This window comes from Pseudomonadota bacterium, assembly GCA_039028155.1.
Classification (GTDB): domain Bacteria; phylum Pseudomonadota; class Alphaproteobacteria; order SP197; family SP197; genus JANQGO01.
In genome coordinates, this window is the sequence record JBCCIS010000035.1 from 1 (window position 1) to 19,585 (window position 19,585).

A 19,585-nucleotide genomic window follows, 5' to 3' on the forward strand; every position below is an offset into this window, starting at 1 on the left:
CGGTGGCGCCATCAACTCGCCCCAGCTTCTTCTGCTGTCGGGCGTCGGCGATCCCGCCCATCTGTCCGAGCACGGCATCGCCGTCAACGCCGCGGTGCCAGCGGTCGGCCGCCATCTGGAAGACCACCTGATCGTGCCGATTCAGTTCTCGACACCGCCCGGCGTCTCTCCCGCCGGCAAGTTCAAGGGGCTCGGACGCTATCGCATCGGCGCGCAGTGGCTGTTCTTCAAATCTGGCCTCGGCGCGTCGACATTCTGCGAGTCCGGCTGTTTCTTCAAAAGCTCCGACGACGTCGACTACGCGGATATCCAGCACGAGTTCTATCCGGTCTGCGCCCAGATGGGTGAGGCCGAGAGCAATGTCGCCGAGGGCTTCATGTTCTCCATGGGCATCATGCGGCCGAAGAGTCAGGGACGCGTCTGGCTCAAATCCGTCGACCCCCGCGCCCACCCGGCGATCCTCTTCAACTATCTGGACGACGAGGACGATCGGCGCGTCATGATCCATGGTCTGCAGCGCACGCGCGAGATGGCCGCCCAGTCCGCGTTCGATCCCGTGCGCCGTGCCGAGATGTCGCCCGGGCCGGATGTGCAAAGCGATGCGGAGATCCTCGCCTGGCTCGCCGCCGAAGGCTCGACCGAATACCACCCCTGCTCGACCTGCCGCATGGGCACCGGCGACGACAGCGTCACCAATGGCGAGGGCCAGGTGCACGAGACCGAAGCGTTGCGCGTGATCGACGCCTCAATCATGCCCGGCAACGTCACCGCCAACCTGAACGCGCCGGTCATCATGATCGCCGAAAAACTCGCCGATGCCATCCGCGGCAAACCGCCGCTCTGACCTGTTCGCGAAGAGGCTAGATTTACCCTGTGACCGCCGTCACCGATCACGGCGCTTTCACGGGTATTTGCGCGCGCCCTGCCCATCTTGTTGGCATCAAGCCTGACTGCCTGGACATGGAGCGCCAACGATGACCAGCAAAACCGCCAACACGACGAACACCGCCTCGTTCAAACGTGTCGCCACGAGCGCCAAGACGCTCTATCGCGAGGTCATCATCAACGCGCCGGGACGGTCCCGCGGCTACTGGGAAGGCCCGCCCACCTACTAACCGGGCTCTCTCCACCCCCCATCATTCCTTCCAAAAACTGTCGCTATAGGCGGGCAGCGCCTCGACCATGCGGATCTCGTCGATCCGCCGTTCGTGCACGGTCATCAGGAACGCTGCGTGGTTATGCAGCGACCGCCCCTTGCGTTCGGCCTTGATCTCGACCATCGCCATGACCTGACGCAGCCCGACACGTGCCGTCTGGGTAATGGCGACACTGAGATTGACCTGCTCGATCTTCATCGCGCGCACGCTCTCCATGAGGGCGTCGCTACCCTCCAACCGGTTGACGCCACCGTCGGCGTTGGTGATGTAGCTCACCGCGTCCGCCGCCAGCAGCGCCTCCATGGACGCGAGATCGGCACGGTCGAACGCCGCGATGAACGCGGCGACGGTGCTCTCGGGCTCGGGGTCGGCAACGTCATCAAAAGGCTCGGCCGCTTCGGCCAGGATCGCTTCGATCTTGGGAATGCGGCATTGGAAGAAGCGGTGGACATCGAGTGCGGCGAGACCCGGCGCCAGATCCTTGATGGCCTGCATCGCGGCTGCTTTCTCGTCGGCCGAGCCTGACTCCAACATCGCCATGTTGCGCATGGATGCGGCAATACTGCCCTTGCGTACGCGCACGCCCTTGATCGTCGCGAAGTCGTCGCCATCCGGCAACACGTCTTCCGGCTTCACACCTTTATCGGTCATGGCTTCCTCCTTAATCGGGTTGCCGCGATAATGTGGCGGCGCAAGGCTACTTGTGGCCGACTTCATCACGAGACGGGGAGATTTGCCATGCCGCAGAACGCGCTGGTCGGCTTTGTCGGCCTGGGCAACATGGGCTGGCCCATGGCGGGCAACCTGTGCAAAGCGGGTTTCAGGCTGATCGGCATGGACGCCGATGCCGAACGGCAGGCCGCGTTCGCCGCCACGTTCGGCGCCGAGATCGCGGACGGGCCGGACGCCTTCGCCCGGACGGACCGCCTTATCACCATGCTGCCGGATGGCCGCATTGTCGCCGACGTGCTGGTCGGCGCGGGCGACCTGCTGCGCCACCTGCCGCCGAACAGCCTCATCATCGACATGAGCTCCGGCGACCCCTCGGCCTACGACGCGATCACACCGGAGGTCGATCGCTTGGGCCACGCCATGATCGACGCGCCGGTCTCCGGCGGCACCGGCGGCGCGGAGGCAGGCACGCTGACCATCATGACCGGTGGTGGTGACGCGGCCATCGACCGCGCCATACCGTTGTTCGAGGTGATGGGCGGCAAGATCTTCCGCACCGGCGGCCTCGGCAGCGGCCAGGCCATGAAGGCACTCAACAATTTGGCCTCGGCGACCGCGTTGATGGTGACCATCGAGGTCCTGATCACCGCCCAGCGCTTCGGCCTCGACCCCGCCATGGTCAACAGCATCCTCAACGTCTCGACCGGCCGCAACAATTCGACCGACAAGAAGATCGCGCCACATGTCTTGAGCCGCACCTTCGACTCCGGTTTCGGGTTATCGTTGATGGCAAAGGACCTGCGCACCGCCCATGCTATCGCCGAGCGCACGAAAACACCCGTGCCGCTCAGCGATCTCGCTGTACAGATGGCGCAGCAGGCGTCCCAAGCGCTCGGTCCCGACGCCGACCACACCGCAGTTGCGCTGTGGATCGAGGAACGCGTCGGCGAGGCGCTCAAGGCAAGCTGATCGCAAGCCCCTAAAGACGCCTGTCCAACACGGCCTGCAGGGCGGTGATCAGTTGCAGCTTGCCATCAAGGCCCATGCCTGAGCGGTCGATGTGCGAAAAGCCATCGATCACAAAGACCTCGCTGCCGGCGACCGCGTCGCCCAGGGCGATGCTTTGCGTATAGGGGATCAACGTGTCCTCGCGGCCGTGGATCAGGATCAGGCGGCCTTCCAGATGGCTGAGGTCGTAGTTTGACGGCGACAATGTCTCGAGTTGGCCGCGAATCGCCGGCGGCAGGTCCTGCAACAGGTCGCCAACCGCTTCGGGATCGTCGTTGATCATGACGTCCAACAACGCCCGTCCCTCCGGCCCCAAGCCGGCGACGAGGTCATCGATCGGCACGTTCTCCGCCCGACTGCGGCGTTCCGCGATGGCCTGCAACAGGGCGCGGTCCTGCGCATCGTCCAAGAGTTCGGTATTGCTCGACAACAGACGCCACTTGGCGGCGGGCACGGGATCCTTTGTCGACCAGCTCTCACGTGTTTCCAGCCGATAGTGACCGGTGGTCGCGAAGGTAACCACGGCCTGCGTGTCGTGGTAACCACCAAGCCCGACCAGAAAGTCGATCTTGTCGCCGGCGTCCGGCTCCAGACTCGCCAGGAGCGCCAAACCCACCGCATAGGAAATCGCCGCGACGCCGACATCGTGACCCGCCGGCAAGAGATCGCTCTCGGCCAGGAAGACGGCACCGTCGGCAATGGTGCGCGCGTCATCCAGTTGGATCTCCTCCGCGCGCGAGCCCGCGAGATCGGGCACCAGAACCAGAAACCGCGCACGCGCCAGCGACATCGCCAGGTCGATCACACGGATGTCGTCCTTGCCGTCCTCCGTGAAACCCGGCACCAGAACAAGACCGGCGCCGATCGGCTGCAAGGGCTCGTAGATATCGGCCACCAACGACCGGCCGTCGATGGCATAGGTGACCAGACTGCGCCGCGGCTGAGGCGTTGTTTCCTTAAGCCTGCTCGGGCCGCCGCCGGCATCGATATCCTGCAACACCCGCGTCGCTTCCCAACTTTGCTTTGAAACGCAGGCCGCCGCACCGAAGGCCAGGACGAGCGCCGCCACGACGGCGATGACGGCCGTGGTGCGGCGGGCTATCCAGGGTTCTCTCAACACGTGGCCGTTAGTTTAGAACGAACCCGGGGGCATTCGCACGACCGTTGGCTGTTTGTACAGGCAATGCAGACCCGCTACGCTCCACATTGGGATTACGGCATCGGCTTTGCGCGGCAAAGCCGCCCTCTTTTTTGGGCCAGGGTGCGGCCTCGCATTTGAATGAACATGAATGGGAGAGCATGTCATGGAGAGCAAAGCGCTTATTGAACGTTTGCAGGATAAGTCGCTTACCCGACGCGAGTTTAAACAGATTCTCGCAAGTGCCGGCGTCGGCCTGTTGACCCTACCAGTTCTGCGCCGGCCCGCACGGGCCGCCGGCGAGGTGATGTATTTCGGATGGGCAGGCTACGAGACGCCGGAGTTTCATCCGTCCTATACGGAGAAGTACGGCGGTTCGCCGGAAGCGACCTTCTGGGCCGCCGAGGACGAAGGATTCCAGAAAATGCGTCAAGGCTTCACGCCGGACGTCATGCACCCGTGTACCTATGAGCTTGTGAAATGGCGCGAGGCCGGCCTGATCGCCCCGCTCGATCCGGACCGCCTGGAGTGGCTGCCCGACATGTTCGAGGGCCTGACCGACATCGAAGGCTCGCTTCACGACGGCAAGCGCTACTACATGCCGATGGACTGGGGCAACTCGACCGTGCTCTACCGCAAAGACCTGGTGGCGCCAGAGCATGCCGGCGACAACCTGAGCTGGGCGATCATCTTTGAAGACTGGTACTCCGGCCGCATCGCTTCCTACGACTCCACCGCAAACGTGCAGATTGCCGGCCTGTTGGCGGGCGTCGACGATATCTTCGCAATGAACGAAGAACAGCTGACGGAGATTCGCCCGCTTCTGGAAATGCAGCGACAAAACCTACGTTTCTATTGGGGCGACGTCTCCGAGATCGATCAGGCCTTGGCCTCTGGAGAACTGGTCGCGGCCTATGGTTGGAACGACTCCTATGTCCGCCTGCGCGATCAGGGCGTGGATATCGAGCTGGGCGTGCCAAAGGAAGGCATCTTCACATGGTGCTGCGGTCTGACCATCCATCCCGAGACCAAGAACCTCGATGCCTCCTATGACTTGATCAATGCCATGACCAGTCCGGAGGCTGGAGCCTATGAGATCGAGAGCTGGGGTTTTGGCCATGCCAACAAGAAGGCCTTCGATCTGGTGCCCGAAGACGTGCTGGTCGCACTGGGTCTTTCCACGCCGGAGGCCCTGCTCAACAACGGCATCTACTTCGCCGCCATGCAGGCCAATGTGGAAGAGAGCTACATCCGCCTCTTCGATGAGGTGAAGGCCGGTTTCTAGTTTGGCCTGGATTGGTTCCATTCAACGCCCCGGCGCGAAACCGCCGGGGCGTTTGATTTCGTGAAATTGACCTCACGATGCGCAGCTGTGCATCGATCGCGCATTCCCAACCGCGCACGCTCTCTTCGGGCGCGGCGAAGATCCGGTCGGCGACCGCTTCGAACGTTTCGGACGGAAGAAAGCCGGTCGCCGAGCGGTCGTTTTCATGCATGGCCTCGCGTACCTCGATAGCAAGACCCGACATACGCGCGATGACGTCGGCGGTTTCGACCGCCTTCACCTCACCGCTCGCGACGATGCGCGTTGTATTGCGCAGGCAGGGGTATCCGGCGAAGGTTTCGGCGCGCGCTCGGCCCACTTCGTTCAACGACCACAGGGGCACCGGAACGGCGGGATCGATCGTGACCTGCGGGTGCGTCAGATAGCGGACGATGACGGCCATGACGTCCGGTTGGTTAGCGGAAACGTTGGCGGTTGATCCCCACATTGCACGCGGGATTCGGGGTGACCTGGAACGTGGTCGTGTCGTTGAAGATGCCTTCGGTCTTGATCGAGGTGCATACCGTTGTCGTGTGAACGTTCAGCCGCCGTTCCAACCGATAACCCTAGGTGGATAGCAGCGACGCGTTCGTGACAGTCTCGCCGTTGGTCGGCGACCAGGCTACGGCCCGCTCGTCCAACGGCACCCATGCGACATCTGCCCGGGAAGTCGATTGCCCAAGATGCCCATGGTGGCCACTCTCGCGCCCGGCGTGGCTGTACCGGCGAGCGAAGAGGCCCCAATAGTAGTCGCGTGGATACATCGCGACCAAAGACGTGTTGCGAACGCGCCAAATTACTCTCTATACTTGTATGAGAAAGAGCTAAAGATCTACGTGAAGTTGTAAGACAAGTTTCCATCAAGCCAAAAAGTACTTCGACCTAAGCCGCCGCGCCCCATGGATTCGAACATGTGGACGACGTCGGTTCGGCGGCCATCCACGGGATCGGCAAGGCTCGGGCGCGGTTCTAACGACGCAGTGTGGCGACCATGATCGATTTGCGTATTGTTCCCGAGATCACGCTCACGCCGGCTTTGCGCGACGGCGTCCGACAGCTCATCGATGTCAGTTTCGACAGCGCTACGTTCCATGACGTCTCCGAGATCGAAACACCGGTGTTCCGCGTTCTCGGGCTGACCGACGGTCGGGATGTGGCCGCCCATGTCGCGGTCTATGAGCGCGACGTCACCATCGGTGGCGACCCCAACCGTATCGCCATGCTGGGCGATGTCGCCGTCGCGCCTGCCCTGCGCCGCCAGGGCATTGCGCGGCGCGCCATCGACATCGCGCACCGCGAGCTTAAGCAGCGCGCGATCGAGTTTTGCGTTCTCTTTGCTTACGAACCGGCGGTCTACCACGCCAACGGTTACCGCGAGATGACGAACGAGATCCGCCTGCTCGACCGCGACAGCATGTGGCGAACCCTGGTCTATCGCGGCAGCATGGTCTGCGCACTCGGCAACCGTCCCTGGCCCGACGATCTCCTTGATCTCAAGGGCATCGTCGTTTGATGCAGCCTCCCCTGCACCTCGACCAGGCGTTCACAGAGGCAACCACTTTCGATGTCTAACGCGTGAAGCCGCCGGCGCTTTCCATGAACACGGGATCGGCCCCGGCTAAAGTCTCTCTCAAGGCTTCATCGGGGTTGCCGTAGACGGTCATGCGCTGCGGCTCGACCAGAGCCATCAGGCGGTCGGCGTAGTTCTGATTGAACGACTCAAGGTGGGTCAGCGCTGCCTGCGAATGGGCATAGCGCTCGTGGACTTGCGCCGTGGCACCGTCCGCGCTGATCGACCACTGGAACGACAACGTGTCGGGCTCGTTCGCTTCCGCCCGCTCGGCCATTTCGGCGATCAACTTTTTGAGGTTGTCGGCCTCGCCCGCCTTGACGGCAACCTCAAACACCCACGATACACTCGACGTCATTGCCCACCCTCTGTTGTCACCACGTCAGCACAGCCTACCAGCTCACCGTCGCGCGACAAGCGCGTCGGTATGCAATCGTGGACTAACGCGGCAAACACGGCATCGCTCAAGATCGTCCATGTGTACGATAACAGGCCCGAACGCGGCGTCGGGCGTTAGACGCGGAAGAGCGCCAATGCGAGCTCGTCGAGCGTTGCGATATCGCGGAATGGATACCGCGCCGCGATCGGTTCGAACACGTCCATCGTGCGATGCTGAGCCAGACCGATTGCCTGTCGATAGAGTGCAAGACCCAGCGTTTGGTGCGGGAAGTGGGGCGTCACCGGCCAGTCACTGGCGTCCAGAAAGACCCGAAACAACGCCTTGTCGCAATCGAACATATCGCGATAGAGCTGGATCAACTCATAGTGACGATCGGTCACCAGCGCATCGCCCCAGTCAATGATGCCGGCAACGCGGCCGTCGTCGATGAAGACGTGGTTGGCGCAGAGATCGCCGTGCACGAAGGTACGGTCGAAGGGCGCCAAACGCGCGATGAAATCGTCGGCCTGCTGGACAAGGTGGTGTGGCAATGAACTCGCTTGCAAAGCCGATGTCATGTCGATGGGTAGCCAATCATCGTGCACAGCAACACCTTGCGGCGACAGCCGGTGCAGACACCGAACCTGCTCCCCCAACCGCATGGCAATGGCGCGTCTTTCTCGGAGCGTCAGCTCCACGTCACACGACGCACTTCCGGCCACGCGCGATGTGATCAGGTATGGCCATGGCTCGTCTGGGTCCTCAAACAGCCTACCATCGCCCAAAAGCGCCGGTGCGCTGACTTCAGGAACGGCGGCAAGCGCCATGTGTGCCGCGCGCTCGTTCGCGTGGCTTTGCGCTGCGCTATGCAGAAAACCAAAGAACTTTACGACGACATCGTCACATAGAAATGTTGGATATGTAGCATTGAACCCGGCGACCATCGCGGCATGACAATTGTCGAGGTCATGCCGTCGAAGGGCTTCTGCGACCCACGATGACCAATAGTCAACATTGCCGAGGTTGGCGTGATATTCACGATCAGAGGCGAACATTGGTCGGCTTATCTTGCACATTATCTGTCGCAGTTCTGCAGAATGCGGGCTGAAAGCGCGCGCCAGTTCAGCTTTGCCACGACGCGCAGGAGCCCAGCACCTATTCTAACGCCTCACACAAGCGTTGGAGATCATTCGATGCGCTTCCTCGTCACGTTGTTGATTGCCCTGTTCATTTCGACTGGCGGCGCGTCCGCGCAGTCGGTTCTGCCCACCAGCGCGCCGGACGGCGCCGAGCCACTGACAGGCGATCAGATCCGCGCTCTGCTAGGCAGCGGACAGAATTTCAGCTTCGTCGGCGTCGGCGCTCCGATCACCGGCACGACATACTGGGACCTCGCGACCGGCACCGCGTCCGGTAACTTCGCGATCGCCGACAGAGTAAAGGGCCATTGGGGCATGCCGTGGTCGATCGATGGCGACCGCAATTGTCTGACGTATTCGCCCACCAAGACGGTGTGTTCCCACATCTACGCTCACGGCGATGGCGGGTTCATGGAAGTGTATCCCAACGGCACCGTGCACACGGTGTACACGCCGATGGTCGTTCAACCACTGCCCGTTCCGCTTGAGCCAGACGAAGTGAAGGGTCTGCTCAGCCGCTTTCTTGACTGGAACCAGCAACCGGAGATTTCGGTCCAGGACGTGCGCGTGTCGGGCGACAGCCTGGTGGCCGACTTCGTGCACGAAGACGGGTCGCCCGCATGGTCGCTGCAACTCGACCGCGCAACAGGGTGGAGTCGCGTTCCCGACGCGTCGGGCAACTGAAACCCGACTGAAACACAATTCGGTCCGTCACCGCGGAAACGCGAGGTTGATCCGACACGGTCGGCCCCTATCTTTACGTCACATTTGCCGCCATCCATTCTAACCGGCGATCCGTCAGGCACAGAAAGCGTGGCGGCGCGAACGCAAAGGGGGCTTCCATGACCACATCAGGTATCCGTACGACCAACGGCCGCGGCCGCCGCTTCGACAGCGTGCTCGACACCATCGGCGACACGCCGGTGATCCGGGTCAACAACCTGGGGCCGGACAACGTGACGATGTATGTGAAGGCCGAGGCCTTCAACCCGGCCGCGTCGGTCAAGGACAGACTGGCCGTCAACATCATCGAGGCCGCCGAGCGCAACGGCACGCTGAAGCCCGGCCAGACCGTGGTCGAGGCGACCAGCGGCAACACCGGCATCGGTCTTGCCATGGTGTGCGCGCAGAAGGGCTATCCTCTCGTCGTCACCATGGCCGACAGTTTCTCGATCGAGCGGCGCAAGCTGATGCGTATGCTGGGCGCAAAGGTCGTCTTGACGCCGCGCGCGCAGAAAGGCTTCGGCATGTACCAGAAGGCAGCCGAGCTGGCGGAGGCCAACGGCTGGTTCCTGGCCCGTCAGTTTGAGACCGAGGCCAATGCCGATATCCACGAAGCGACCACCGCGCGCGAAATCCTGGCCGACTTCGACGGCGAACGGCTCGACTATTTCGTCACCGGCTACGGCACCGGCGGCACGCTAAGCGGCGTCGGCCGGGTGCTGCGCAAGGAGCGCCCAGAGACCAAGATCATCCTGACCGAACCGGCGAATGCTCAGCTCGTCGGCAGCGGTTACGTCAACAAGCGCGGCGCCGACGGCTCGCCAGCCGAAAGCCATCCCAATTTCGAACCCCATCCGATCCAGGGCTGGACGCCCGACTTTATCCCGCATGTGCTGCAGGAATCGCTCGACAGTGGATTCTACGACGAGCTGATCCCCGTCCCCGGTCCCGAAGGGATCAAGTGGGCACGTGATCTTGCGGCCAAGGAAGGCATCTTCACCGGCATCTCCGGCGGCTCGACCTTCGCCGTCGGCGTTCAGGTCGCCGAAAAGGCCGAACCCGGCTCCGTCATCCTCGTCATGCTGCCCGATACCGGCGAACGCTATATGTCGACGCCACTCTTCGAGGAGATCGGCGAGGACATGGACGAGGAAGAGCTGGCACTGTCGAAGTCGACTCCCGGCTTCCAGATGGAAGCGGCATAGCGCCAGTTATGGTCAGGTGAGGTGAGTATGCTCTCCATCTATGCGTAGAGCAGATTTGCCCACCTTGACGGAAAGGCGAGGCGTCAGTTCGACATGTGCTGGTGATAGAGGCGGCGGGCTTCGCCGATCTCGTCGATCGTCATGCGAAGCGACAGGTCGTCGCGGTATTGATCCGCCGCGCCGAAGCCGCTGGCCGCGGCCAGGTCGAACCACATGTGGGCGCGCACCAGATCCTGCGGCACGCCGTCACCACGTTCGTACATCATGGCCAGCATGTACTGGGCGCGCGCGTGGTCCTGTTCGGCGGCCAGTTGGAAAAGCCGCGCGGCCTCGGCGAAGTCATGCTGCGGGCTCGTGCTGTTCAGGTGATAGGCGCCAAGCCGGAACTGCGCGTCCGACACGCCGCCAGCCGCCGCGGCCTGAAACAGCGCGGCTGCCTTGGCATGATCGAATGGCATGCCATGACCGGTATAGTACTTCATGGCGAGGTCGTATTGGGTGCGCGGGTCGACGTCGTCGTGAACGACCGTATCGTTCACGGCTGCCTGCACCGTGCCGGTGCTCGCGCCGTCATAGCGCGTGCCCTGCGGATCGGCCATCGCCGGTGCCGCGAAACAAACAAGGAAAGCCATCAGAGCCAAGCGCTGCATGCCGGCCTCATGATTTCTGCGCAGCCCCAAAAGAGCCGCCTAGCGCCCGCGAACCATGACATACGCCCGGGCCCCCACCGTCTGTGACGGACCGCACGATCCCGTCGAAATGGCCTTCCTGTTGCCGGACCGCCGTTATGGCGCCAAACGCGCGGTCTGCCTTCGCCTAAGGGCCATTTTGACACCTTGGTGACGCGACGCTTTTTGTCACGCCGTCTCGCGTCGTGCTAGTTCTTCGGTCTGGCGATTCAACCGGAGGAACACGATGAAGGGGTCTATTCCTGTGCTCGGCGACCAGGGCCTTTCCGACAGCGATGTCGACGCCATCAAGCAGGCGGTCGAGACCTGGTCCAACGACCTTGTCGTCGGTGATATCGATACCTGGCAAACCTATTGGGACGCGAACGGCATGCTGATGCCGCCCGACCAGCCGCGCGTCGTCGGCCGCGACAACATCACCGCGTTCATCACCGCCAACTTTGGCGGCCTGAAGTCCCTGACTTTGACCGATTGGGTTGTCGCCGGCCGCGACGATCTGGCCGTTGCCGTCACGACCGTGTCGTGGGTCACGGCCGATGGTGAGGCGTCGGACCCCGCCAAGCAGGTCATCGTGCTGCGCCGCCACGACGGCGGCCGCTGGCTTGTGCAGACCGTTATGTTCAACAGCGACGGCAAGAGCTGAACACAGCCGGACCGGTCACATCGCGACGATGATCAGCGTGCCGATACCCCAAAGGGCGGTCAGGAAGTGAGTCATCTGGCCGTGGTTGCCGTGCCAGTATTGGAACCACTGGCCGCCGATCAGGAAGGCGGTCCAGATCATGATGAAGCCGAGCACGGCAAGGATGGCGAAGCCGCTTGCCAGATCGTGGCCGATGACACCGGTCGCCGCCAGCAAGAGACCCAGCCCGGCGAACCAGAGCGCCAGGGACACGACGCACTCCGCGGCAACGATCAGCGCGAAGACCACACGCACGGTCCGCGGACTGTGGATGCGACGCCAAGCCATCATCTCGTAGTACTTCGGTTCGTGCTCGGCCAGTGTATCCAGGCGCAACACACGGCCGACATCGTCACGGTTGATCGCGGGATAGCGCAGGTTATCGAGCGCGCCCATGCTCAGCCACGCCGCCTGCGCCGATATCAACACAATCTGCGCGATCTCAATCGCCAGACCCTGCATCGCCTTCCCCCGGATGCTCCAACAAAATGGTCCGGCGATGGTGCCCAACTCGGCCTTTGGGGACAACCGGCTTTGATCAGACGATCTTCTCCGGCAGTCCGCGTCCGTCGTTCCACCAGCGGTTCGGGTTGTCGCTGTTGGGGTCATAGGCCGCCCGGCTCGCCCAGTCCTCACGCACGAAAATGGCCGGCTGTTCGTAGTGATGGACGTCAAGGATCGCGTCCATCACCTGTTCCAGAGCTGTGCGGTCGCGCTCTATCGAGATTTTGAGCTCGACCATAGGGTAGGTCTCGGTCGCGCCCGCCTCGAACCCCGCGACATGGGTGGTCGTCGTCGAGTTCGCTTCCGGCTGCGTCGTCTCCTTGCCGACAGCCGAAATGCTGGCCGTACGCTGATAGCGCCCATAGCTCAGCGGGTGGACCGCCATGATCGCGTCCAGGATGCGGTCGGTGTCGTCGGGACGGGTCTGGATCTCCAGAGTCCAGACCGGCACCAGCGTTCCCGATTGGGCTTTGTAATCGACGAGGTCACTCATGGCGGTCGTCCTTTTCTTCTCAAGTCCTGACGAACACCCTGCCACACCACTCCTGACACCATCGTGTCAGGAGTCGATGTCAGCCCTTCGTGCCTAGCGGCGATCCGTCGCGATGGGTGAAGGCCGAGCCCTCCTTCGTCTTGGTCAGCAGCAGATCGACGTCGCTGTAATGACAGCGATCTTCTTGCGCGCGCGTGCCGACCACCAGATAGGTCGCCGGCTTGTCGCTCGTGTTCTTGAAGTGGTGACCGTTGGCGTCGCCCGCCTTGAACGCGGCGGCGTCGCCCGGCGCCATCACGTGCTCGCCATCGTCGTCGACCAGCACCAGCGCGCCTTCCAACAGATAAAGGAACTCGTCCTCTGTTTCATGCCAATGACGCAGCGATGACGTCGAGCCCGGAAACAGCGTCTCCAGGTTGACGCCGAACTGCGTCAGACCGCCCGCGTCGCCCAGCGGCCAATCCCTATAGCGGCCCAACTGGCCGTCAAACGGGGCGGGGTAATCGCCACCTTCGCGAGCCTCGACTTCGTCGCGTCGAATGACCGGCATCGTGTTCTCCAGGGCTGAGGTCGCGGCAGCACGACCATAACAGCGCCCCAGAGACGGCCGTGTCAACGCATGCGCCACGCGCGCCTGACAATCTCCGTTCACGGCAGCGCGCTTGTGACGAGCGGGCATTTGCGGTTAGCTCATTGTCTTCTTCAGGACTGGGGGCACCGTCATGAGCGAATCCCAACATTTCGACCAGGTGACCGGGTTCTACGACACCCATCCGATCAACGAACACCAGATCCTGGAGAAGCTGGAGCGCGACGGCGTCGATTTGGGCGCGCTCAGCGAAGACCAACTTCAGGCCTACGACCAAGACCACTATGGCGGTCTGGCGGCCAATGACAGATTGGCGGAACTCGCCGGCATCACGGCATCCTCGCATGTTCTGGACGTCTGCTGCGGCATGGGTGGGCCGGCGCGCTATCTCGCCCACAAGTACGGCTGCCGCGTCACGGGAAACGATCTGACCCAAAGCCGGATCGACGGTGCGGCCAAGCTGACCGAGCTAGCGGGGCTGGGCGATCGCGTTGGTTTTCGCCAAGGCAACGCGCTCGATCTGGCGTTCGACGACGGCACCTTCGACGTCGTGATCAGTCAGGAATCGTTCTGCCACATTCCCGACAAGGACCGGCTCATTGCCGAGTGCGTGCGGGTCATGAAACCCGGCGGCCGCATGGCCTTCACCGACATCATGACGACGGAACGCACCACGCCCGCGGCGCTGGAGCGCCTGTCGCGGGAAATGGCGTTGGCCGAACTCAGTTCGCCGGACACCTACCGCCGCCGCTTCACCGACAACGGCTGTGAGGTCGAGGTCTTTGAGGACCTCAGCCAAGAGTGGCATGACATTCTGGTCGAACGCCTGGCCATGTACCGCAGCCTGGAAGACCAGACCGTCGCCCGCTTCGGCCAGGCGCACTTTGACAAATGGGACAGCGCCTACGCCTTCTTTGTCGGCCTATATGAGACCGGAGAAATGGGCGGCGGCCGCATCCTCGCGCGGCGCGGCGACTAGATCAGCTGCCTGACGGTCGGCGCCTCAACATGATGAACGCGACCGCGCTCAAGTAGAGACCCGCCAGCAGGATCGCGACCGCGGTGCCCCAATACATCCCCATGGATTCGAACACGTAGCTTCCGGCGAGCGCGAAGATCAGCAGGCTGCCGATTCCAAACGGGAAGTTCTTGATGATGCCGTGCACCTGGCGCTCCGAATAGGTCACGTGCACGATCAGCAGGACGGGGTAGAGCGTGATTGGGAAACCGGACAGAAGGCCGGACCACGCCTCGCCGACCGCATCGGCAAGTCCGGTGATCACCAGAACGATGGCCGAGGCGATCGCCGCGCGGATCAACAGCGTCAAGGGCGTCACCGCGACAGCCTGGGTCGCGTCGGCTTCGACATCATCGATGCGGCGGAACACAACAATGGCGAGGCCCGTGATGACCAGCGTGATCACCGTCAAGAGCCAGCGCTCCTGAGGCAGGACCGCCAGGATCCCGGCTGCGATCACGAAGACGACGAACGACCCCAGCGAGGTCAGAAAGGCGCTCCACAACACCGGCGATCCACGGACCTTCCAGTACGAGAACCAGTGGACCAGCGAGCCGCCCAGGAACTTTGAGATCTGCCAATAGGCGAAGCAAAAGATCAGCGCCGCGCCCAGTCCCCCGATTGTCGAGGTCGACGCAACGGCGGCGAAGGCGGAGCCCTGCTCGACGCCGATGAAGAACAGGCTGACACCGATGCCCAGCGGGAAACCGGCCAGCACGCCGGCGGTCTTCGGCCCAGCACGCTCACTGAGCCACGCCAGGCCCAACACCATGACCGACGTCACGACTATCTTGATCACGACCATCAGCATCGCGACATGGCCCTCGCCCCCTCACCCGACAGCGCCCTCGTCCGAAGGCGCCATCATCCTAAAGCACTTTTGATCGGATGGGCGATTGGGTTGCGCGGCCTTCTATGCGATCACGCACCCTTGCCCAATGGAACCGGAGGACACACACGATGCAACTTGGAAACTTCTCCGTCAGCCTTGCCGTCAAGGACCTAGCGGCCTCACGCGCCTTCTATGAAAAACTCGGCTTTCAGGCGATAGGTGGCGATGCCAGCCAAGGCTGGCTGATCATGCGCTCTCCAAGCTGCGTGATCGGCCTGTTCCAGGGCATGTTCGAGAAGAACACGCTCACCTTCAATCCCGGCTGGGACGCGTCAGGTCAGCGTCTGGAAGGCTTCACCGATGTCCGTGATATCCAAAAGGCGCTGAAGGCCGACGGCATCGTCCCGATCAGCGAAGCCGACGAAACGACAACCGGCCCCGCCAGCTGCATGGTCATCGATCCCGACGGCAACCCCATCCTGATCGACCAGCACGTCTAGGAGACCTCAGTCGTCGGCGACACGAAAACAGCGAGAATGCGTTCTCGTCCGGGCCTTGCCGTCGGCGCTCACCTACCTTTGGTGACTAGGGGCAAGCAGAGGCAGCCACTCGTTCATGCGCTCTTTCAGCGTGTAGCTCTTGGCGCGAAACACAAACCATCCCATCAGCCGAACGGCCAGGTAGATGGGAACACGCGTCGAGGTCTTGGAGACTTTCAAGCCGGCAAGAAAGACCGAGTCGGCGAAATCCCAGTCACGCTTCCGCGCCTCATCGCGATAGTCTGTCCACGCCATGTAGAGGTAATCGTGGATAATGCTCGCTTCTAGGTGAGAGCCGATCGGCCCGATGAACAGCCAAAGCGCTTGCGGTACCGAAGCGAGATCGGTGTACATTCCACGCGGTGCCGTCAAGGTCAGATCATACGAGGTGCCATCTTTAAGATGGACCCGCATTCGAGCGCGAAAGTCACCGGCTAGCTGCCAAAGGGACTCCGGCGTTTTTTGAACATGGACCCTCGCATGCCTGACGAACTTCAGCTCGTCGAGATATTCGAAATCCGAGATACGTTTGACGTCACCCTTTGGGAAAGGGTCTTCGCCCGGCTCCCAAGTCATCGTCGCCCCCTATGCCCCTTAAGGCGAGCGCTGTGTCATCAATACACGTCAAAGATACTTTGTCATCGATGCGACGTCTACGTTTCTCGTTTGCCTCTAATGATCACCAATAGTTGATCGACCGGCTTCGACGTGACTCGTTTGGCTCGTCCATGGCGCGGTTCAATCGGCCGATAGGGACGCGCGAAAACCCGCGACAAACGCGTCGACATCGGGCTCGATGCAAACGATGACCCAGGCGCCTTTGGCCATGTCCCTGACCAGGCCGCCCGCATCCGCCGTCGCCAGATGGTGGCGCGGTTCGCCGCGCCAGTTCGTTGCGGGAAAGTCGTCCGCCGTGCCGGGATAGGACCAGCCGCTTGCCGCCGTTTCGGCCATGACATGCAGCGGCAGCAATGTGAACCGGCAGACCGACCCGTCGAACGCGATGCTCGCCGTCAACGGATCCCAGAAGTAGAACCCGCCGGATGCGATGGCGCCACTCAACACGTCATGGGCCCAGCGCGCCGGCGCCGTCTCGATGCCGTTGAAGATGCGGTCGGCGAGCGCGCTGTCGACCGGCGCGAGGTTGGTGGCGTCCAGGGGCACCAGGCGGATCGTCACGTCGGACGAAAACACCGCGTCCGCCGCCACGGGATCAAGGAACATGTTCCACTCAGCGACCGTGTTGGCCGGCATCGTGCTGTCGCTGGGATCACCAACATTGCCGGATACATAGACGGCGCCGCCCATGACGACGACCTCGCGCACGTTCTCGACGATGTCAGGTGCCTTGTCGAAGGCAAGTGCGATGTTGGTCAAAGGCCCGATGGCCAGGATCCCGATCGGTTCGTCGGCCGCGCGCACCGTTTCGATGATCAGATCGACACCGCCGCGCGGATCCGCCACCGCCTCAGCGACCGGCAGGGGTTTGAAGTTCTTCGGGTTCGCGGCGTCGCGCCAGGCCGGTGGCATGGCGTGAAACCCGTCGAGTGGACTGGTCGCCCCGCACGCGACAGGGATGGCGCCGTCCTCGCCGGTGGCGAACAGAGCAAGCGCCAGCGCCATCGCCTCGGACCCCGGGCACCGCCCGACGCCGTCACCGACGATGCTGATCGCCCGGACGTCGATATCGGACCGGCCGAGCGCATAGAGCAGCGCCATCCAGTCTTCCTGGCCCATATCGGTATCGATAATCCAGGCACGGGGAGCACCGGCATCGTCCGATTGCGCCTCCGCAAGGCCGCTTAACCCGGACAGCACCAACCAAACCCCTGCCCAAAGTGCGGCAATGCGACATCCCACCGACACTAGGGCGCGTCCCCCAGGCCCCAGCAGGGATTGCGGTGGGTCGCCTCGTGTTTGGCGATCCGATCGGCGGTCGCGTCGTCCAGACCCATCCACGCGGGCACGCACGGCAGCACCAGATAGAAGACGTTCTCTTCCTCCTTGGCGATGCGGATCTCGACGCCGTCGGGGATCGTCTGACCGGGCTTGGCCTTGGCCAGTTCCTCCGCATAGACCGCCCTTGGATCGTCCAGAAGGCGTTTTCGGAAGGCCTCGTCCATGATCGCGCGGGCGATCAGACCGTCATCGAACGTGTTGCGTTGAAAGTGTTTCTCCGTCATCGCGACCTCCTGCCATCATGCAATTCCATCCGCAAGACCCTGTTGCGATGCTGACGCACACGGTATCGTCATTCAACCGGCAGGAAGTTTGAAGGGGCTGAAGCGTGTAGGTCCTTGGACTTGCCAAGGAGCGCCCCCATTCTTCTGTTGCGCGGTGGTCAAGGCACGCGCCTGGGAACTGCCATGCCCGATACCGTCCCGTCACCCAAACCCAAACGCGGCGAGCGTTCGTCGCGGCGCAAGCACGCCGACAAAACGCCCGCGCCCGCCGTCATCGCCGGCGTCCGGCGCCAGATCCCGCCCTATGTGCTGATGGCCGAGGAAGGCCTCGACCTCATCGAGCGTCACACCGACAGAATCCTCAAGGAGGTCGGCATCGAGTTTCGTGGCGACGAAGACGCGCTCCGACTCTGGCGAGACGCCGGCGCATCGGTCGACGGCAACCGCGTGCGCTTCGACGAAGGCCATCTCAAAGCCATCATCACCGCGACCTCGCCCAAGTCGTTCACCCAGCACGCGCGCAACCCCGACCGTTCGGTCGTCATTGGCGGCGACAACGTCGTCTTCGCGCCGGCCTATGGCGCGCCCTTCGTGCACGACATGGATAACGGCCGGCGCTACGGCACGCTCAAGGATTTCCAGAACCTGATCACACTCGCCTACGCGTCGCCCTGGCTGCACCATTCCGGCGGCACGGTGTGCGAACCCGTCGATATTCCGGTCAACAAGCGCCACCTCGACATGGTCTACGCGCACCTGACCTGCGGCGATAAACCGTTCATGGGGTCGGTCACCATGCCCGAACGCGCCGAGGACTCGATCGATCTCGCGCGCATCGCCTTCGGCGAAGACTTCGTCGACAAGAACTGCGTCATCATGGGCAATATCAACATGAACTCGCCCTTGGTTTACGACGGCGCCATGTCCGGCTCGTTGCGCGCCTACGCCCGCGCCAACCAGTGTCCGGTGGTCGTGCCCTTCATCCTGGGCGGCGCGACCGGTCCCGTCACCATGGCCGGCATGATCGCGCAGTCGATGGCCGAGGTGATGGTCGGCATTGCGCTCGGCCAGCTCGAGCGGCCGGGCTCGCCAGCCGTTTTCGGCAACTTCCTGACCACCGTCGACTTAAAGACCGGCTCGCCCACCTTCGGCACGCCGGAGCCGGCGCTGGGGTCTTACGTCGCCGCGCAACTGGCCCGGCGCATCGGCCTGCCGCTACGCTGCAGCGGCGCGTTCTCCTCGTCCAAGCTGCCGGACGCCCAGGCGATGCAGGAAAGCGTCAACTCCATGAACACCGCCATCCTGTGCGGCGCCAACTTCGTCCTGCACGCCGCCGGCTGGCTCGAAGCCGCGCTCACCATCGGCTACGAAAAACTCATGCTCGACGCCGACTATCTGGGCGCCCTCCACACGTTCGTGCGGGGCCTTCCCACCGACGACAACGCGCTCGCCATGGATGCCTTCGCGGAAGTCGGCCCCGGCAACCACTTCTTCGGCTGTCAGCATACGCTGGCCAACTACGAGACCGCCTTCCACCGCTCCGACCTCGCCGACACCCAGGCCTATGAGAACTGGCTCGACAACGGCGCGATGGATGCCACCACCCGCGCCAACGCCGCCTGGAAAAAGGTGCTGAAGGAAACCGAACCGCCGCCGCTCGACTCCGGCATCGACGACGGGCTCAAAGACTATATCGCGCGCAAGAAGGAGACCCTGCCGGACATCTGGCACTGAGGGAGCT

The 19,585-nt window shown here is 62.9% G+C and carries 24 protein-coding genes; 11 read left to right on the forward strand and 13 right to left on the reverse strand.

Annotated elements, in window-relative coordinates; translation table 11 throughout:
• Positions 1-844 (forward strand): GMC oxidoreductase (locus tag AAF563_17160; GenBank protein MEM7123013.1); only part of this gene is annotated, 844 nt, incomplete at its 5' end.
• A gap of 130 nt (positions 845-974) precedes the next feature.
• The gene (locus AAF563_17165) at positions 975-1,115 is read left to right on the forward strand and encodes a hypothetical protein (GenBank protein MEM7123014.1); all 141 of its coding nucleotides are present in this window, start codon (positions 975-977) and stop codon (positions 1,113-1,115) included.
• Positions 1,116-1,136: 21 nt separating this feature from the next.
• Here the strand turns inward: AAF563_17165 and AAF563_17170 are convergent, their stop codons facing one another.
• Complete coding sequence (locus AAF563_17170) at positions 1,137-1,808, reverse strand: nuclear transport factor 2 family protein (GenBank protein ID MEM7123015.1); 672 nt, start codon at positions 1,806-1,808, stop codon at positions 1,137-1,139.
• An 87-nt stretch (positions 1,809-1,895) separates the two neighbouring features.
• Here AAF563_17170 and AAF563_17175 point away from each other — a divergent pair, with 87 nt between their 5' ends.
• Complete coding sequence (locus AAF563_17175; GenBank protein MEM7123016.1) at positions 1,896-2,798, forward strand: NAD(P)-dependent oxidoreductase; 903 nt, start codon at positions 1,896-1,898, stop codon at positions 2,796-2,798.
• A 10-nt stretch (positions 2,799-2,808) separates the two neighbouring features.
• On the opposite strand, the gene AAF563_17180 is transcribed toward AAF563_17175, so the two are convergent.
• Positions 2,809-3,915, reverse strand: a complete 1,107-nt coding sequence (locus tag AAF563_17180) for an RNA methyltransferase (protein MEM7123017.1) — start codon at positions 3,913-3,915, stop codon at positions 2,809-2,811.
• 226 nt (positions 3,916-4,141) lie between these two features.
• Between AAF563_17180 and AAF563_17185 the strand changes: the two genes are divergently transcribed.
• Positions 4,142-5,260: an extracellular solute-binding protein gene (locus AAF563_17185; GenBank protein ID MEM7123018.1), complete on the forward strand. Its 1,119-nt coding sequence runs from the start codon at positions 4,142-4,144 to the stop codon at positions 5,258-5,260.
• Here the strand turns inward: AAF563_17185 and AAF563_17190 are convergent.
• A complete protein-coding gene (locus AAF563_17190; protein ID MEM7123019.1) occupies positions 5,172-5,702 on the reverse strand; it encodes a histidine phosphatase family protein in 531 nt (176 codons plus the stop codon). The genes AAF563_17185 and AAF563_17190 overlap by 89 nt on opposite strands.
• A gap of 588 nt (positions 5,703-6,290) precedes the next feature.
• Between AAF563_17190 and AAF563_17195 the strand changes: the two genes are divergently transcribed.
• Complete coding sequence (locus AAF563_17195; protein ID MEM7123020.1) at positions 6,291-6,812, forward strand: GNAT family N-acetyltransferase; 522 nt, start codon at positions 6,291-6,293, stop codon at positions 6,810-6,812.
• A gap of 55 nt (positions 6,813-6,867) precedes the next feature.
• Here AAF563_17195 and AAF563_17200 read toward each other — a convergent pair whose 3' ends face one another.
• Positions 6,868-7,227 carry an antibiotic biosynthesis monooxygenase gene (locus AAF563_17200; GenBank protein MEM7123021.1) on the reverse strand — a complete coding sequence of 120 codons (360 nt, stop codon included), beginning with the start codon at positions 7,225-7,227 and terminating at the stop codon, positions 6,868-6,870.
• Between the two features lie 155 nt (positions 7,228-7,382).
• Positions 7,383-8,324, reverse strand: coding sequence for a phosphotransferase (locus AAF563_17205; GenBank protein MEM7123022.1), 942 nt, complete (start codon positions 8,322-8,324; stop codon positions 7,383-7,385).
• Positions 8,325-8,441: 117 nt separating this feature from the next.
• Here AAF563_17205 and AAF563_17210 point away from each other — a divergent pair, with 117 nt between their 5' ends.
• Both AAF563_17210 and cysK read left to right on the forward strand, forming a co-directional pair.
• On the forward strand, positions 8,442-9,071 hold the full coding sequence (locus AAF563_17210; protein ID MEM7123023.1) for a hypothetical protein: 630 nt from the start codon (positions 8,442-8,444) through the stop codon (positions 9,069-9,071).
• A 158-nt stretch (positions 9,072-9,229) separates the two neighbouring features.
• The gene (gene cysK, locus AAF563_17215) at positions 9,230-10,315 is read left to right on the forward strand and encodes a cysteine synthase A (protein ID MEM7123024.1); all 1,086 of its coding nucleotides are present in this window, start codon (positions 9,230-9,232) and stop codon (positions 10,313-10,315) included.
• 83 nt (positions 10,316-10,398) lie between these two features.
• Here the strand turns inward: cysK and AAF563_17220 are convergent, their stop codons facing one another.
• Complete coding sequence (locus tag AAF563_17220) at positions 10,399-10,965, reverse strand: tetratricopeptide repeat protein (GenBank protein MEM7123025.1); 567 nt, start codon at positions 10,963-10,965, stop codon at positions 10,399-10,401.
• Positions 10,966-11,230: 265 nt separating this feature from the next.
• Between AAF563_17220 and AAF563_17225 the strand changes: the two genes are divergently transcribed.
• A complete protein-coding gene (locus tag AAF563_17225; protein MEM7123026.1) occupies positions 11,231-11,647 on the forward strand; it encodes a DUF4440 domain-containing protein in 417 nt (138 codons plus the stop codon).
• Between the two features lie 15 nt (positions 11,648-11,662).
• On the opposite strand, the gene AAF563_17230 is transcribed toward AAF563_17225, so the two are convergent.
• The 3 genes from AAF563_17230 to AAF563_17240 all read right to left on the reverse strand — a co-directional run bounded on the left by AAF563_17230 (position 11,663) and on the right by AAF563_17240 (position 13,233).
• Entirely contained in the window at positions 11,663-12,148 is a 486-nt protein-coding gene (locus tag AAF563_17230) for a DUF2165 family protein (protein MEM7123027.1), read from the reverse strand.
• Positions 12,149-12,224: 76 nt separating this feature from the next.
• Positions 12,225-12,683: a hypothetical protein gene (locus AAF563_17235; GenBank protein ID MEM7123028.1), complete on the reverse strand. Its 459-nt coding sequence runs from the start codon at positions 12,681-12,683 to the stop codon at positions 12,225-12,227.
• A gap of 79 nt (positions 12,684-12,762) precedes the next feature.
• Positions 12,763-13,233, reverse strand: coding sequence for a cupin domain-containing protein (locus AAF563_17240; protein ID MEM7123029.1), 471 nt, complete (start codon positions 13,231-13,233; stop codon positions 12,763-12,765).
• A 172-nt stretch (positions 13,234-13,405) separates the two neighbouring features.
• Here AAF563_17240 and AAF563_17245 point away from each other — a divergent pair, with 172 nt between their 5' ends.
• The gene (locus tag AAF563_17245; GenBank protein ID MEM7123030.1) at positions 13,406-14,251 is read left to right on the forward strand and encodes a methyltransferase domain-containing protein; all 846 of its coding nucleotides are present in this window, start codon (positions 13,406-13,408) and stop codon (positions 14,249-14,251) included.
• Between the two features lies 1 nt (position 14,252).
• On the opposite strand, the gene AAF563_17250 is transcribed toward AAF563_17245, so the two are convergent.
• Positions 14,253-15,101, reverse strand: coding sequence for a hypothetical protein (locus AAF563_17250; protein MEM7123031.1), 849 nt, complete (start codon positions 15,099-15,101; stop codon positions 14,253-14,255).
• A gap of 149 nt (positions 15,102-15,250) precedes the next feature.
• On the opposite strand from AAF563_17250, the gene AAF563_17255 reads away from it, so the two are divergent.
• Positions 15,251-15,622 (forward strand): VOC family protein, encoded by a 372-nt coding sequence (locus AAF563_17255; GenBank protein MEM7123032.1) that lies wholly within the window; start codon positions 15,251-15,253, stop codon positions 15,620-15,622.
• Positions 15,623-15,694: 72 nt separating this feature from the next.
• Here AAF563_17255 and AAF563_17260 read toward each other — a convergent pair whose 3' ends face one another.
• From AAF563_17260 to AAF563_17270, 3 genes are all read right to left on the reverse strand, one after another.
• Positions 15,695-16,237 carry a DUF1353 domain-containing protein gene (locus AAF563_17260; protein ID MEM7123033.1) on the reverse strand — a complete coding sequence of 181 codons (543 nt, stop codon included), beginning with the start codon at positions 16,235-16,237 and terminating at the stop codon, positions 15,695-15,697.
• 162 nt (positions 16,238-16,399) lie between these two features.
• The gene (locus AAF563_17265) at positions 16,400-17,479 is read right to left on the reverse strand and encodes a nucleoside hydrolase (GenBank protein MEM7123034.1); all 1,080 of its coding nucleotides are present in this window, start codon (positions 17,477-17,479) and stop codon (positions 16,400-16,402) included.
• Between the two features lie 47 nt (positions 17,480-17,526).
• Positions 17,527-17,844: an NHLP leader peptide family RiPP precursor gene (locus AAF563_17270; protein ID MEM7123035.1), complete on the reverse strand. Its 318-nt coding sequence runs from the start codon at positions 17,842-17,844 to the stop codon at positions 17,527-17,529.
• A 183-nt stretch (positions 17,845-18,027) separates the two neighbouring features.
• On the opposite strand from AAF563_17270, the gene AAF563_17275 reads away from it, so the two are divergent.
• Complete coding sequence (locus AAF563_17275) at positions 18,028-19,578, forward strand: trimethylamine methyltransferase family protein (GenBank protein ID MEM7123036.1); 1,551 nt, start codon at positions 18,028-18,030, stop codon at positions 19,576-19,578.
• Positions 19,579-19,585: the final 7 nt, after the last annotated feature.

Bases quoted from the DNA above. Each gene is read 5' to 3' on its own strand.
- cysK (MEM7123024.1), top strand. From the start codon at position 9,230: ATGACCACATCAGGTATCCGTACGACCAACGGCCGCGGCCGCCGCTTC.
- AAF563_17250 (MEM7123031.1), bottom strand. From the start codon at position 15,101: ATGCTGATGGTCGTGATCAAGATAGTCGTGACGTCGGTCATGGTGTTG.
- AAF563_17175 (MEM7123016.1), top strand. From the start codon at position 1,896: ATGCCGCAGAACGCGCTGGTCGGCTTTGTCGGCCTGGGCAACATGGGC.
- AAF563_17230 (MEM7123027.1), bottom strand. From the start codon at position 12,148: ATGCAGGGTCTGGCGATTGAGATCGCGCAGATTGTGTTGATATCGGCG.
- AAF563_17240 (MEM7123029.1), bottom strand. From the start codon at position 13,233: ATGCCGGTCATTCGACGCGACGAAGTCGAGGCTCGCGAAGGTGGCGAT.
- AAF563_17165 (MEM7123014.1), top strand. From the start codon at position 975: ATGACCAGCAAAACCGCCAACACGACGAACACCGCCTCGTTCAAACGT.
- AAF563_17255 (MEM7123032.1), top strand. From the start codon at position 15,251: ATGCAACTTGGAAACTTCTCCGTCAGCCTTGCCGTCAAGGACCTAGCG.
- AAF563_17170 (MEM7123015.1), bottom strand. From the start codon at position 1,808: ATGACCGATAAAGGTGTGAAGCCGGAAGACGTGTTGCCGGATGGCGAC.
- AAF563_17195 (MEM7123020.1), top strand. From the start codon at position 6,291: ATGATCGATTTGCGTATTGTTCCCGAGATCACGCTCACGCCGGCTTTG.
- AAF563_17275 (MEM7123036.1), top strand. From the start codon at position 18,028: ATGCCCGATACCGTCCCGTCACCCAAACCCAAACGCGGCGAGCGTTCG.
- AAF563_17235 (MEM7123028.1), bottom strand. From the start codon at position 12,683: ATGAGTGACCTCGTCGATTACAAAGCCCAATCGGGAACGCTGGTGCCG.
- AAF563_17205 (MEM7123022.1), bottom strand. From the start codon at position 8,324: ATGTGCAAGATAAGCCGACCAATGTTCGCCTCTGATCGTGAATATCAC.
- AAF563_17185 (MEM7123018.1), top strand. From the start codon at position 4,142: ATGGAGAGCAAAGCGCTTATTGAACGTTTGCAGGATAAGTCGCTTACC.
- AAF563_17200 (MEM7123021.1), bottom strand. From the start codon at position 7,227: ATGACGTCGAGTGTATCGTGGGTGTTTGAGGTTGCCGTCAAGGCGGGC.
- AAF563_17190 (MEM7123019.1), bottom strand. From the start codon at position 5,702: ATGGCCGTCATCGTCCGCTATCTGACGCACCCGCAGGTCACGATCGAT.
- AAF563_17210 (MEM7123023.1), top strand. From the start codon at position 8,442: ATGCGCTTCCTCGTCACGTTGTTGATTGCCCTGTTCATTTCGACTGGC.
- AAF563_17260 (MEM7123033.1), bottom strand. From the start codon at position 16,237: ATGACTTGGGAGCCGGGCGAAGACCCTTTCCCAAAGGGTGACGTCAAA.
- AAF563_17270 (MEM7123035.1), bottom strand. From the start codon at position 17,844: ATGACGGAGAAACACTTTCAACGCAACACGTTCGATGACGGTCTGATC.
- AAF563_17220 (MEM7123025.1), bottom strand. From the start codon at position 10,965: ATGCAGCGCTTGGCTCTGATGGCTTTCCTTGTTTGTTTCGCGGCACCG.
- AAF563_17245 (MEM7123030.1), top strand. From the start codon at position 13,406: ATGAGCGAATCCCAACATTTCGACCAGGTGACCGGGTTCTACGACACC.
- AAF563_17225 (MEM7123026.1), top strand. From the start codon at position 11,231: ATGAAGGGGTCTATTCCTGTGCTCGGCGACCAGGGCCTTTCCGACAGC.